Origin of the sequence: Shinella zoogloeoides (assembly GCF_033705735.1) — a bacterium.
GTDB classification, from domain to species: domain Bacteria; phylum Pseudomonadota; class Alphaproteobacteria; order Rhizobiales; family Rhizobiaceae; genus Shinella; species Shinella zoogloeoides_A.
Window position 1 is genome coordinate 2,464,157 of the sequence record NZ_CP131130.1, and the last position, 13,288, is coordinate 2,477,444.

12 protein-coding genes are annotated in these 13,288 nt (G+C 63.2%); 2 read left to right on the forward strand and 10 right to left on the reverse strand.

All coding sequences use genetic code 11. The features are described 5' to 3' along the window. The first annotated feature begins 125 nt into the window (after positions 1–125). Positions 126–701, forward strand: a complete 576-nt coding sequence (locus tag ShzoTeo12_RS12310) for a recombinase family protein (RefSeq protein WP_318909883.1) — start codon at positions 126–128, stop codon at positions 699–701. Positions 702–926: 225 nt separating this feature from the next. Here ShzoTeo12_RS12310 and ShzoTeo12_RS12315 read toward each other — a convergent pair whose 3' ends face one another. The 6 genes from ShzoTeo12_RS12315 to ShzoTeo12_RS12340 all read right to left on the reverse strand — a co-directional run bounded on the left by ShzoTeo12_RS12315 (position 927) and on the right by ShzoTeo12_RS12340 (position 7,722). Continuing rightward, positions 927–2,324: an NAD(P)(+) transhydrogenase (Re/Si-specific) subunit beta gene (locus ShzoTeo12_RS12315; RefSeq protein WP_119256639.1), complete on the reverse strand. Its 1,398-nt coding sequence runs from the start codon at positions 2,322–2,324 to the stop codon at positions 927–929. Between the two features lie 10 nt (positions 2,325–2,334). Further along, positions 2,335–2,745, reverse strand: a complete 411-nt coding sequence (locus tag ShzoTeo12_RS12320; RefSeq protein ID WP_119256638.1) for an NAD(P) transhydrogenase subunit alpha — start codon at positions 2,743–2,745, stop codon at positions 2,335–2,337. Continuing rightward, a complete protein-coding gene (locus ShzoTeo12_RS12325) occupies positions 2,745–3,899 on the reverse strand; it encodes a Re/Si-specific NAD(P)(+) transhydrogenase subunit alpha (RefSeq protein WP_318909884.1) in 1,155 nt (384 codons plus the stop codon). The genes ShzoTeo12_RS12320 and ShzoTeo12_RS12325 overlap by 1 nt, the downstream gene beginning before the upstream one ends. An 83-nt stretch (positions 3,900–3,982) precedes the next feature. Then, on the reverse strand, positions 3,983–4,207 hold the full coding sequence (locus tag ShzoTeo12_RS12330; protein ID WP_119256636.1) for an aa3-type cytochrome c oxidase subunit IV: 225 nt from the start codon (positions 4,205–4,207) through the stop codon (positions 3,983–3,985). 251 nt (positions 4,208–4,458) lie between these two features. Next, the gene (locus ShzoTeo12_RS12335) at positions 4,459–5,232 is read right to left on the reverse strand and encodes an N-acyl amino acid synthase FeeM domain-containing protein (RefSeq protein WP_318909885.1); all 774 of its coding nucleotides are present in this window, start codon (positions 5,230–5,232) and stop codon (positions 4,459–4,461) included. Between the two features lie 180 nt (positions 5,233–5,412). Continuing rightward, positions 5,413–7,722 carry a putative bifunctional diguanylate cyclase/phosphodiesterase gene (locus tag ShzoTeo12_RS12340; protein ID WP_318909886.1) on the reverse strand — a complete coding sequence of 770 codons (2,310 nt, stop codon included), beginning with the start codon at positions 7,720–7,722 and terminating at the stop codon, positions 5,413–5,415. A 454-nt stretch (positions 7,723–8,176) separates the two neighbouring features. On the opposite strand from ShzoTeo12_RS12340, the gene ShzoTeo12_RS12345 reads away from it, so the two are divergent. Further along, positions 8,177–8,956 (forward strand): gamma-glutamyl-gamma-aminobutyrate hydrolase family protein, encoded by a 780-nt coding sequence (locus ShzoTeo12_RS12345; RefSeq protein WP_318909887.1) that lies wholly within the window; start codon positions 8,177–8,179, stop codon positions 8,954–8,956. Positions 8,957–9,045: 89 nt separating this feature from the next. Here the strand turns inward: ShzoTeo12_RS12345 and ShzoTeo12_RS12350 are convergent, their stop codons facing one another. The 4 genes from ShzoTeo12_RS12350 to ShzoTeo12_RS12365 all read right to left on the reverse strand — a co-directional run bounded on the left by ShzoTeo12_RS12350 (position 9,046) and on the right by ShzoTeo12_RS12365 (position 13,282). Then, a complete protein-coding gene (locus ShzoTeo12_RS12350) occupies positions 9,046–10,548 on the reverse strand; it encodes an ATP-dependent nuclease (protein WP_318909888.1) in 1,503 nt (500 codons plus the stop codon). Positions 10,549–10,767: 219 nt separating this feature from the next. Further along, a complete protein-coding gene (locus tag ShzoTeo12_RS12355; RefSeq protein ID WP_318909889.1) occupies positions 10,768–11,175 on the reverse strand; it encodes a hypothetical protein in 408 nt (135 codons plus the stop codon). 81 nt (positions 11,176–11,256) lie between these two features. Next, positions 11,257–12,225: a 2-hydroxyacid dehydrogenase gene (locus ShzoTeo12_RS12360; RefSeq protein ID WP_318909890.1), complete on the reverse strand. Its 969-nt coding sequence runs from the start codon at positions 12,223–12,225 to the stop codon at positions 11,257–11,259. A 28-nt stretch (positions 12,226–12,253) separates the two neighbouring features. After that, the gene (locus ShzoTeo12_RS12365; protein WP_313193174.1) at positions 12,254–13,282 is read right to left on the reverse strand and encodes a LacI family DNA-binding transcriptional regulator; all 1,029 of its coding nucleotides are present in this window, start codon (positions 13,280–13,282) and stop codon (positions 12,254–12,256) included. Positions 13,283–13,288: the final 6 nt, after the last annotated feature.

Here is a 13,288-nt window from a genome sequence, read left to right on the forward strand (position 1 = left end):
AACTTGAATTCTACTTGTTTCCCACGCCATCAGCCGCCCAGTTTCACAAATATATCCCTGCAAATATCCCCGCTCAAAAACGTTCGTTTATGTTGAAAAAAGCAACATGAAACGGAAGGCAGCGCATGGCGAAGAAGATCGGGTATCTGAGGGTGAGCACGGTCGACCAGAATCCCGACCGGCAGATCGAAGGGCTGAGGGACCTTTGCGACGAGCTTCACGTCGAGACGCTTTCAGCGGTGAGTCGCCGCCGGCCGGTCTACGAGGCGGTCACCGCCGGCCTTGAGGCCGGCGACCTCCTCGTCATCTGGGACCTCGACCGCGCCTATCGCTCGGCACGGGATGCGCTGGCCGAGCTGGACGCCCTCCAGCAGCGGGGCATCCATTTCCACATCGCCAAGCTCAGCATCGACACGACGACGCCGACCGGCCGTTTCCTCTACACGGTCATGGGCGGGCTGGCGGAATTCGAGCGGCTGACCCTGTCGCAGCGCACCCGCGAGGGCCTTCTTGCGGCCCGCAAGCGCGGCTCCCGCCTCGGCCGACCGCCCAAACTCGACGACCGGCAGCTCCGCCTCGCCCGCGAGCGCCTCAGCCACGGCGAAACCATCACCGCCCTCGCCCGCACCTTCGGCGTCGCCCCCTGGACGATGACCCGCGCCTTACGGCGGGGGGCGCTGGCGGGAAGCGCCAAACCGTGAACGTGGTGTCGCCCCTCATCCCCCTGCCGGGACCTTCTCCCCGCAAGCGGGGAGAAGGCGGCAAGCGGCCAAGGTTTCCAGCCGCACGAACGGCGTGGCTTCCGGAAAGCGGGTTTCATTGCTTGGGGAAAACGGTGCCCCATCCCCTTCTCCCCGCCTGCGGGGAGAAGGTCCCGGCAGGGGGATGAGGGGCAAGGCCGCCGCGAAGAACGCGGCGGCGAGCGATCAGTGGTTCATCGCCTTGACGATGTCCTCGGTCATCTTCTTGGCATCGCCCAGCAGCATCATCGTGCCGTCCTTGTAGAACAGCGTGTTGTCGATGCCGGCATAGCCGGAGCCGAGGGAGCGCTTGACGAAGAGGCAGGTCTTGGCCTTGTCGACGTCGAGGATCGGCATGCCGTAGATCGGCGAGGACTTGTCGTCGCGCGCCGCCGGGTTCGTCACGTCGTTGGCGCCGATGACATAGGCGACATCGGCCTGCGCGAATTCCGAGTTGATGTCCTCCAGCTCGAACACCTCGTCATAGGGCACGTTCGCCTCGGCCAGCAGCACGTTCATATGGCCGGGCATGCGGCCCGCGACCGGGTGGATCGCGTATTTCACCTCGACGCCCTGCTCCTTGAGCTTGTCGGCAAGCTCGCGCAGCGCGTGCTGCGCCTGCGCCACCGCCATGCCGTAGCCCGGCACGATGATGACCTTGGAGGCGTTCGCCATCAGGAAGGCCGCGTCGTCGGCAGAACCCTGCTTGACCGTGCGCTGGACGCCGTCGTCCGCCGCTGCCGCCGTCTCGCCGCCGAAGCCGCCGAGGATGACGGAAATGAACGAGCGGTTCATGCCCTTGCACATGATGTAGGAGAGGATCGCGCCCGAGGAGCCGACCAGCGCGCCGGTGATGATCAGCGCGAGGTTGCCGAGCGTGAAGCCGATGCCGGCCGCCGCCCAGCCCGAATAGGAGTTGAGCATGGAGACGACGACGGGCATGTCCGCCCCGCCGATGGGCACGATCAGCAGCACGCCGAGAGCCAGCGACAGGATGACGATCAGCCAGAAGTCGAAATGGCTTTCCGACAGCGTCAGCCCGACGATGAAGAAGACGATCGCCGCGAGCAGCACGATGTTGATGACATGCCTGTAGGGCAGCATGATCGGCTTGCCGGACATGCGCCCGTCGAGCTTCAGGAAGGCGATGATCGAGCCGGTGAAGGTGATCGCACCGATGGCCGCGCCGAGCGCCATTTCGACGAGCGCCTGGCCATGGATTTCGCCGACCTGGCCGATGCCGAAGGACACCGGCGAATAGAGCGCGGCGGCGGCGACAAGCACGGCGGCAAGGCCGACGAGCGAGTGGAAGCCGGCGACGAGCTGCGGCATCGACGTCATCGGGATGGAGCGGGCGATATAGGCGCCGGCGCCCCCGCCGATGGCAAGGCCGAGCACGATGAGCACGAGGCCGCCGAAGGAGGGCGTCGCCAGCAGCAGCGTGGTGCCGATGGCGATGCCCATGCCGACCATGCCGAGCATGTTGCCGCGGCGGCTGGTCGTCGGATGCGACAGGCCGCGCAGCGCCATGATGAAGAGCACGCCGGAGACGAGATAGAGGAAGGCTGCGAAGTTTGCGTTCATCGGGCCGGCCTCACTTCTCTTTTTTCTTGTACATCGCCAGCATACGCTGGGTGACCAGGAAGCCGCCGAAGATGTTGACGGAGGCGAGGATCAGCGCGACGAAGCCGAAGCCGGTCGCAACGCCCGAGAGCGAGATGCCGACGGCGAGCAGCGCGCCGACGACGATGACCGAGGAGATCGCATTGGTGACGGCCATCAGCGGCGTGTGCAGCGCCGGCGTCACCGACCAGACGACGTAGTAGCCGACGAAGATCGACAGCACGAAGATCGCAAGGCGGAAGACGAAGGGATCGATCGCCCCGCCCGAAACGCCGTGCGCCGCCGCTGCGGCCGCGTCCGGCACATATTCGGAGGCGGTGCGGACGGCCTCCACGGCGCGTTCGAGATCGGTCAGCGCCTTGTCGAGAAGTTCATTCGCCATCACTTGCCCTCCCCTTCATGAACGGCGCCGCCGAAATTCGGATGCACCACGGCCCCGCCATGGGTCAACATCGTCGCCTTGACGAGTTCGTCCTCGGCATTGACCGACACCGTCTTCGTTTCCTTGTCGACCATGGTCTCGAGGAAGGTGAGGAGGTTCCTGGCGTAGAGCGCCGAGGCGGAGGCCGGAATGCGGCCCGGCACGTTGAGATAGCCGATGACCCTGACGCCCTCGACCTCGACGACCTTGCCGGCTTCCGAGCCCTCGATATTGCCGCCGCGCTCGACCGCGAGGTCGACGGCGACGGAGCCGGTCTTCATGGCGGCCAGCATCTGGCGCGTCACGAGACGCGGCGCCGGCCGGCCGGGGATCAGCGCCGTCGTGATGACGATGTCCTGCTTGGCGATATGGTCGGCGACGAGCGCCGCCTGCTTCGCCTGGTATTCCTTCGACATTTCCTTGGCATAGCCGCCGGCGGTCTCGGCGGCCTTGAACTCGTCGTCCTCGACGGCGATGAACTTGGCGCCGAGCGAGGCGACCTGTTCCTTGGCGGCGGGGCGCACATCCGTCGCGGAGACGGCGGCGCCGAGGCGGCGGGCCGTGGCGATGGCCTGCAGGCCCGCGACGCCCGCGCCCATGACGAAGACCTTGGCGGCCGGCACGGTGCCGGCGGCGGTCATCATCATCGGCATGGCGCGGTCGAATTCATGGGCGGCGTCGATGACGGCCTGGTAGCCGGCAAGGTTCGCCTGCGAGGAGAGGATGTCCATCGACTGGGCGCGCGTGATGCGCGGCATCAGCTCCATGGCGAAGGCGGTGAGCCCGGCCCGCGCCATTTCGGCGATGGCGGCCTCGTTGCCGTAGGGATCCATGGTGGCGATGACGATGGCGCCGGGCTTGTAGCCGGCGATCTCCGAAGCGGTCGGCCGGCGCACCTTGAGCACGACATCGGCCGTCTTCGCCTCTTCCTTCCCGACGATGCGGGCACCGGCGGCTTCATAATCGGCATCGAGGATACGGGAGGCGAGCCCCGCACCGGTCTCGACCATGACGTCGAGCCCCAAAGCCTTCATTTTCTTGACGGTATCAACGGAACCTGCAACACGGCCTTCGGCCGGATCGCTCTCCCGCGCAACAAAAACACACTGACTCAAACCGTGGTCCTCCCCCCGAGACTGGCCGTGTTGGATCACGGCGCCGGATGGCGCCGCGGCAAACCGAAAATCCGGTTTTCAGATCAACGCAGCAGGAAGTAGCCGACGACGTTGAGAACGATGAGAAGCACGAGCGCGCTGAAGAAGCCGGCGCTGGTGAAGAAGCCGGCGGCCATGGCGACCAGCAGCGCGACGCAGAACATCGTGCCGTACTTGGCGGCATGGACGAAGAGATTGTAGGTCTTCTCGTGCTCCGGATAGTCCATCGGCGCGCCGAGTTCGACCGGTCCGTTATGAAGTTCAGCCATTGTCACCTTCTCCTAAGCAGTCGCACCCGCCAGCCGGAAAGCTCCACCCGATGAGCGCCTAAAACAGGCCGGGCCCAGGACGGGCCGGCGATTCCCTCAAGCGCGAAAGCGCGCGTCTTTCTGGCCATACACAATGGATCGGCAAAGCGCAACGGCAAGGCGCGGCCCCGCTTCGGCCCTGTATCGTTTCCGAAACAAAACGGGCCGGTTTCTTGCGAAACCGGCCGCGTTGCGACATCCGGACGCTGGGTTTAGCGCGCGTAGGCGTTGCCGGAAAGCTGGATCCGCCGGTGGGATTCGGCAAGGCGCGCCGTCGGGCGCACGGTGAGCGGGCTGAAGGGCATGTCCTCGCCGCGGGCAAAGAGCATGCGCCGCTCGAAGGGCTCCGACTGGAAGAACGGGAAGCGCGCATAGAGCGAGGAGCGCACGTCCTTGCAGCGGGTCGCCATCAGCATCAGGTCGATGATGAACTTGCCCTGCCGGCTCTTCGGCGAGGCGACGAAATCGCCGTCGAAGACGCGCCGGTAAAAAGCGGAATGCGCCGGCTTGACCATCTGCAGCACGCGGTCGGCATCGAAATAATCCGCCGCCATGGTGGCGAGGCGCAGCGTCAGATACGGGATCGCCGGCATCTCGCTCCAGATTTCCGGATCCGCGGCAAGGCGGACCGGATCGATCAGCGACATGCCCGCATCGAGGAAGGCCTTGACCTCGTCGGGAAATACCTTGCCCGAGGACGTGACACGGTGGTCCGGCGTGACGTGATGCAGGCGCACCGTCGAGATCAGCCGCTCGTCGTGATAGACGCCGAAGACATAGGCCTGACTGTCGAAATCGACCTCGTCGATCAGCAGGTGGGAATCTTCCGCAAGGTGCATGACGCTGCCGGCCTTGTAGGCCTTGTAGCGGACCCGCGCGACGTCCTCCATGTCCTCACTCGTCTCGACCCGGCGGTATTCCACCCTGTCGAGCAGCCCAAGAAGCTTTTCGGAAAAGCGATTGGTCGCCATTTCCCCGTTGGCCATTTCCGTATCCCCGATCGAAAAAGCCGACCGCACTTTGCCGCCGACTCCATAATCATGGATATAGGACAATTTGTGTAAAATACTATTCATTAACCTTACCATATGGTTAATGCTAAATTTGAACAAACTGATAAATACGCTGGAATTAGAACTTAGCGAAATGACAGGGATGCGGAAAAATCAGGCGACGCGGCGGCCACGGCGGCGCGGTTCATCCGGATTGCCGCCGAGGCTCTCGTAGCGGTCGCGCAGCGCCTCAAGCGACATGGGCGCGGCGAAGACATAGCCCTGCACCAGATCAGCGCAGTGATATTTGTTGATGAGCGCGAGCTGCTCCTCGGTTTCCACGCCCTCGACGACGATGCGCAGGCCGAGTTCGCGCGAGAGGTTCACGGTGCCGCGCAGCAGCTTGAAGCGGCGCGGGTCCTCGCCGATATTGCGCACGAAGGACCGGTCGATCTTGATGACGTCGAGCGGCAGCTGGTCGAGATAGCTGAGGCTGGAATAGCCGGTGCCGAAATCGTCGATGGCGATGGTGATGCCGCGGGCGCGCAGTTCCTGCAGGATCGCCTGCACCTTCACCGGCTCTTCCATCAGGCAGCTTTCCGTGACCTCGAGATGCAGGCGGTGCGGCTCCAGCCCCGCCTTCTCCAGCGCCTCCGCGACCACCTCGATGATGCCGGTGCCCCGCAGGTCCTGGACGGAAAGGTTGACCGAGACCCCCATATGCGCCGGCCATGTCGCGCAGTCCGTGCAGGCGCGGCCGATCATGAAGCGCGTGATCTCCGAGACGATGCCCATCTCCTCGGCGACCTGGATGAAGACGGTCGGCGGCACCGGGCCGCGCTCGGGATGCGTCCAGCGCGACAGCGCCTCGCAGCACTCGATGCGCGAGCCGTCCGGCACGAACATCGGTTGGTAGGCGACGGAGAGCGCGTCGCCGGCAAGCGCCTCGCGCAGGTCCTCCTTCAGCTTCTGGCGGTCGACATAGCGCGCGTCCATCTCCTGCTCGAAGACCGTCAGGCTGCCCTTGGCGCGCGACTTGGTCTCGAACAGCGCAAGGTCGGCGCGGATCTGCATCTCCTCCAGCCGGAACTCGTCGCTCGCCACGGTCACGCAGCCCGCGCTGAACGAAACGAAGAGGGTCATGCCCTCCACTTCGTAGCTGCCGCGAAGCTGCTCGTGGAAGCGCCGCATCCGAACCTCGAGATCGCGCCGGTTCACCTCGTTCGGGAAGAAGAGCACGAACTCGTCGCCCATCAGGTGGCCGGCGATGACGCGGTCGCCGGTCAGCCGCCGCAGCCGGTCGGCGATGGCGCACAGCAGCCGGTCGCCTGTGACATGGCCCTTCATGTCGTTGACATGCTTGAAGTCGTCGACATCGAGGACCATGACGCCGACCGTGCCCGGCTTCTTGCGCTCGCCCAGCGCCTCCTGCACGAGGTCGGCGAAATAGCTGCGGTTCGGCAGGCCGGTAAGGCTGTCGTAGCGAACCATGTGCAGGATCTTCTTTTCCGCCCGCACCCGCGCCGTCACGTCCTCGAAGATCAGCACGGCGCCGCCCGTCTCGCGCGGGGCGGCGGTGAATTCCAGATAGAGCCCTTCCGTGACCTGCACCAGCGCCCGCGAGCGCTCGCCCTTCAGGAGTTCGTCGAGCTGGCGCAGGATGGTCTTGCTCTGCTCGGCGTTGAAGAAGGTGTTGCGCACGCCGAAGCGCAGCACGACGTCGAGATGGCAATCCTTCAGCCGGTCCTGGCTGCCGAGATGCAGGAGCTCGCAGGCCCGCCGGTTGGCGACCAGGATGCGATGGTCCGCATCCAGCATGAAAAGGCCGTGCGGCATGTTGTTGAGCGCGGTATCGAAGCGGTCGGCGATGGTCGCAAGCTCGCGGGCGGCCAGCACGTTCTCGTAGAGGAAGGTGCGCACGCCGTTCGCCATGCTGCGCGTCGTCATGGCGAAGGGGATGACGAGCGAGGCGAGGACCGCATGATAGAAGTCCTGCAGGCCGAGGAAGCCGACCGCGATGGGAAAGCAGGCGGAGAAGACCATGTAGTTGACGGTCCGCGGCGAACCGTAGTTGCGTCCGACGACCGAGACCATGGTGCCGAAGGTCACCGCGATGGTGGCGATTTCCGCGAAGGCGTCGCGGCTGACCAGCAGGCTGTAGCCGCAGGCCGTGCCGAGCGCCAGCGTCGTGCCGACGGCGCCGAGATTGTACCAGTTTTCCCAGTAGCGGATGCCGTCCATGCCGAGCGCGGACTTGTCCACCCGGTCGAAGTACCGCATGCCGATCGCGCGCGTCCCCCAGATCAGGACGATGAGCGCGCTCCAGGCGAGAAAGAAGGGATCGGCGGTCTTGGCAAAAACGAAGGCGAGCGTGATGACATGCGAAATCATGCCCACGAAGAGGGTCTGGCGGTTCCCGTACAGCGAACTGACGAACGACAGGTAGACATCGGCCGGCAGTGTGTCTTGACCCTTATCCTTCATGGACTCGGCACTCCCTATGACGAGCGAGGGTTACCGGCCAAAATTTAATGAATGATTTCGGGAAATTACCCAATAAGACGGGTACGTTTGGACATTATTGCACCCTTCTTCAACCAGGGGAAGCCTTATTCAACCAAATATTGCAAATAACCTCGCTGGAAGAAAGCAATTCAACCTGCCATATCTGCTCGACGCAACTTTCGGACACGGCGGCGACAAAGTATTGCGCCGCGGCACCGGCGAAAAACCGCCGCTGCAAACGTGGATTGCAAATTGGTGGTTAACAACTTGCGTCCGGTTACCCCCTGAAAAGTGATGATGCACGCACGCCGCAGCGCGCCGCATACCGCCCGCGAAGCGCTGCCGCGTCGTCATTTCGCCAGAAAGGGGGAATTGACTGGCGCGGGATTTGATAGCAAGTCCTCTTTTGGTATTTCTTTTTCCGGAGCCCATCATGTCGAAACCCGTCGTCGCCATTCCCGCCGATATCCGGGAAATCGAAGGCAACGTCTGGCAGGCCACGCCGAACCAGTATGTCCGCGCCGCCGTCAAGGGCGCCGGCGTCCAGGTCTTCCTCGTTCCGGCGCTCGAGGCCGACAACGATTTCGACGGCATCCTCGACCGGGTCGACGGGCTTCTGGTCAGCGGCTCGCGCACCAATGTCCACCCCTCGCTCTACGGCAAGCCGGCCACCGACGCGGAAGGCCCCTATGACACAGCCCGCGACGCGACGAGCCTGCCGCTCATCGAGCGCGCGCTGGAGCGCGGCATCCCGCTTCTCGCCATCTGCCGCGGCATCCAGGAGCTCAACGTCGTGCTCGGCGGCACGCTCGCCAACGAGATCCAGGAACAGCCCGGCATGTGGGACCACCGCAAGCCCGACACGCCGGTGCTCGACGTCGCCTATGGCATCCGCCAGAAGGTGCTCGTCAAGGAAGGCAGCTGCCTTGCCTCGGTGATCGGCGCGGGCGAGGTGCAGGTGAATTCGCTGCACCGCCAGGCGATCTCCGAAATGGCCCCGCGCCTTGCCGTGGAAGCGGTCGCGGACGACGGCACCATCGAGGCCGTCTCCGTCATCGGCGCCAAGGCCTTCGCCGTCGGCGTCCAGTGGCACCCGGAATACTGGGTCGGCTCCGACCAGCCCTCCAACAATCTCTTCGCCGCCTTCGGCCAAGCCGTCCGCGACTACGCCGCCGCGCGGCAGGGCCTCGTACACAAGACGGCGGCTGAGTAGGACCACTTAGCCATAACCTCACGACAGCTTTGCGCCCTCATCGTGGCCGTCTGCCGGAGCAATGGCCGATCCCGAAAGCTGCCATGAAATTAGCCGGTTGATGCAGAGGCGGAAGCTTCAGCCCCCTGCGCCACTTTCATAATGATGTCTTGAACTTCTTTTGTATTTACTTGAGCCCAAAGTGTGGTGAATGCCGCAGCAACAGTACGCTCAGGAACCAAGCCAAGTTTTTCCCCGATTTGGGAAAACAGCAAATGAGTATCCTTGTTGGTTCGTCTCACATCTTGACATAATTCCAGCACTTTTTCGCTATCTTCGAAGCGCTGCAGCAAAGCGACTGATAGCTTTCCGCCAATAACTGACCAGTGATTCAAGCAGTTGTCGAAAACATATGCTTCTGGAGCTTCACCTGGTAGCCGATACACCCGCTTTTCTTCGCTGTCCTCTTGCCGAGAGTCGCCGTCAATGACGCAGACTGACGGGACAGTGATAGACGGATTATCATTATGATACTTGTTCATGGCAACCGCTGTGCCATCACCTGACATAGCATGAACCTGGAAGTGGTCGATAATAGCCCGCTCGCTCTGCCGCAGAATTGCTTCCATCCAAGTCTTCGCAAAATCATCCTCAACGAAGATAACCGACGCGGTTTCGATCTGCCCGGTGATAGCCCTGAGTGACGCGACATCAAGTTTGCCTTGAAACAGCTTGTCCTTAGTGGCTGACCAGACGGCCTTGCTCGGGAGGGGGCGCAACGCCTCGTTTGAATGTGTCGTAAAGATCACTTGAATCTTTTTTCGCTCGGCCGCCCAGATCAGATATTCCACTAATCTGATCGTTGCGACCGGATGGAGGCCGTTCTCTATCTCTTCAATCAGCACTAATGTATTGTCACTAGCGCCCTCAATCGCTGCAACCATTCTAATGATGCTCGATTCGCCAGCACCAAAGTGGAATTCAGAGTAACCAACGCCTGTAGATGTCTGGCCAGTCAATAACGTGACATTTCCGCTCGCATGAACCTTCATTTCTTTGAAGCCGGAGACATCCTTGCCAAGTATCCTTGAAACTGATTCATTTATCTCAGCAGAAAATGGCGAAACACGTGCGTCGGGGACCGAAAACTTGCGAGAAGTGCAACTCAGCAATTCTCTCCGCTCGCTCGCAGGAACCGTTCTTGACACTCCGAATAGAAGGGCCTGCCGACTTAGTGCATCTCGGTTCCATTTTAGGCTTTTGAAGCTGGCGGTTCTCTGAAGCGAGTTGCGGGGGGAAACGGCCCGATCGACGATTTCGTACTCAATCGACCAATCTTGCATTCCGCTGTCGTATTTCCCGCTCTTCGAGAAAAATGCCCGAGGCGGAATGGTTCGGTGAATAATACCTGCTGCGCCAAGAACAGTCGTTTTTCCACCGCCGTTTGGGCCGATGATGGCGGTAACGGGAAAGTCGAAGGATATCGGTTCTTCCGAAAATCCTCGCAACTTTTTTAAGGTCATTTTGGCTAGATACTGCTGATAGCTCCGTTGACCGGCCTTATCGAGCAACGCGTTGATAGTGCTGTCCCTGACTTCGCTTTTGAATGTCAATTATGCTTCCCCCTAAATACCATAGCAGCATGGCACCAAATTGCGACGAAACGCAAGGCGCACTAAATGTAACGGGTCGAAGCTGGCTTTTGATGCATATGTCCTGTCCAACACCGCCATAATGAATGATTGCTATCTTCTTCTGGCAGCCTTCGTGTCATGCATAGCCGAAAGCCGGCATTCCGCAATCGGCCCCATAGCAGAACGCACGAACACTACTCAGTCAGCTGAGATCATCGTGATCATCGCATCGGCAGGCTCGACGGCTTCATAGGCAAGCCCGTCGCCGTCGACGACCGTCAGGATCGCCTCGCCCTGCGCATCCGCGACGACGACCGTGCCGTCGCCGTTGTTGGTCCAGGTCCGCGCTCTTGCAAGTCCCGGCCAGACGGCGTCGCAGTCGGCGGCCGCCTCGAAGCGGGCGCTGCGGCTGGAGATGGGGCCGCCGCGCTCGGCAAGGCAGGCCGTGTTCGCCGCGGCGTTGGAAATCGTGTAGCTGTGGGCGGCGGGCTTCGCGGGAATGGAGCCCGAGACGATGGGATCGACACCGGGGCGCTCCTGCCCCCAATAGGTCCAGAGACCGAACGACACGGCAGCGGCCAGGATGGCGATCGTCAGTGTCTTCATGGGTCTCTCCTTCATCGCGACTCGACGGAAAAAGCATGCGCCTGCAAGCTTGCCGAATGGTTAACGAAGGCTTTCCCGCCCCTACCCGGTTTTTCGCGACAGGGGTGTTTCCGGCACCGGTGTCAGGGCCGCGCCGCGCTCGAACCAGGCGAGGAGATTGTCGGCGACGAGATCGGCCATCGCGTCGCGCGTCACGACGGAAGCCGAGGCGACATGCGGCAGCAGCGTGGCGTTGGGCGCGGAAAGCAGCGCCTCCGGCACATTCGGCTCGTCATAGAAGACATCGAGGCCCGCCGCGGCGATGACGCCATCGTGGAGAGCGGCGGCAAGCGCCGCCTCGTCGACCGTCCAGCCGCGCCCGACATTGATCAGCACGCCATTCGGCCCGAGCGCGCGCAGCACCGCGGCATCGATCGTCCGGTGCGTCTCCGCCGTCTTCGGCACGATGGCGATCAGGATGTCGACGGCCTCCGCCAGCTCCAGCAGCGAGGGATGGTAGGCATAGGGCACGCCCTCGCGCGGCCGCCGCGTGTGATAGGCGATCTCGACGCCAAAACCCTTCAACCGCTCGGCGATGGCAAGGCCGATGCGGCCGAGACCGTAGATGCCGGCCCGGCGCCCGCGCAGGCTGAGCGGCGTCAGCGGGAAGGCGCCTTCGCGCGTCCAGCGCCCCTCGCGCAGCCAGGTTTCGGCCTGCGGCAGGCGGCGCACCGTGTTGATGAGAAGCCCGACGGTGGTATCCGCCACCTCGTCGTTCAGCACGTCCGGCGTATTGGTCACTACGACGCCGCGCCCGGCGGCGGCCGACACGTCGACGCCGTCATAGCCGACGCCGAAGCTCGCGATGATCTCCAGCGAAGGCAGGTGCTCGATCATCGCGGCATCGAAGCTGCCGGAAACGGCGACGCCCGAGATGCTCGCCGCTTCGGAGCGGGCGAGAAGCGCAGGATCGGCCTTCTCGATGCGCACGATGTCGAATACGTCCTTCAGACGATCGAGCACCCGCTCGCGGATCGTTCCGGGCACGAGAATGCGTGTCTTGGCCGCCATGGCGAAAGCTCCTTCGGTCTGAAATGCCTCAGCCTTCCGGATGCGGCTTCAGCGGTCCGGTCGATTGCCGGATGCGCATTTCCGGCTTAATGAGGTGGATGCCGTCCGGCTCGTGGCTGCCGGAGAGCTTGTCGAGAAGCGCGCGGGCGGCGTTGCGCCCGACCTCCGACTGCCCGTTCCAGACGGTGGTGAGGGCGGGCGTGGCGATCGCCGCCTCCTCCAGGTCGTCATAACCGGTGACGGAGACGTCGCGGCCGGGCACGAGGCCGGCGCGGGCGATGCCGTTCATCAGGCCGATGGCGACGAGGTCGTTCCAGCAGACGGCCGCCGTCGGCTTCTGCGGCAGCGAGAGGAAATGCACCGCCGCCTCGAAGCCACCCTGCTTGGTGCGCGGGCCAGGAATGCGAAGGCCGGGATCGACCTCGATATTGGCCTTGCGCAGCGCGTTGACATAGCCCTGGTAGCGGTCGCGGCCGGTGGACGTCTGGTCCGTGCCGCCCACCATGGCGATGGTGCGGTGGCCGAGGCCGATCAGGTGGTTGGTGGCGAGCGAAATGCCGTAGCTGTCGTCGCCGCGGAAGATCGGCACGTCCAGCCCCTCGATGGAGCGCGCGATCAGGATCGCCGGCATGCCGTTGTCCTCGGCGAGCTGGATATCCTCCGGCGGCGTGCCGATGGCCGGCGACATGATCACCCCGTCGCCGCCGAGCTGCAGCAGGGTCTCGACGAAATTGCGCTGTTTCTCGACAGAGTCGTAATGGTTGGAAAGGATGAAGGTCTGCCGGTCACGATCGAGCTCGCTCTCGATGGCCTTCAGGATTTCCGCATAGAACGGGTTCATGATGTCGTGCACGACGACGCCGATGATGCCGGAGCGGGAGGTGCGCAGGCTCGCCGCGCGGCGGTTGTAGATATAGCCGAGCGCGCGCGCCTGTTCCTTGATCCTGTCGCGCGTGGCGGCCGCGACGAGCGGACTGTCCCTGAGCGCAAGCGATACCGTCGCCGTGGAAACGCCGAGCGTCTCCGCGATGGTGGAAAGCTTGATTTTCTGAGCCACGACCCC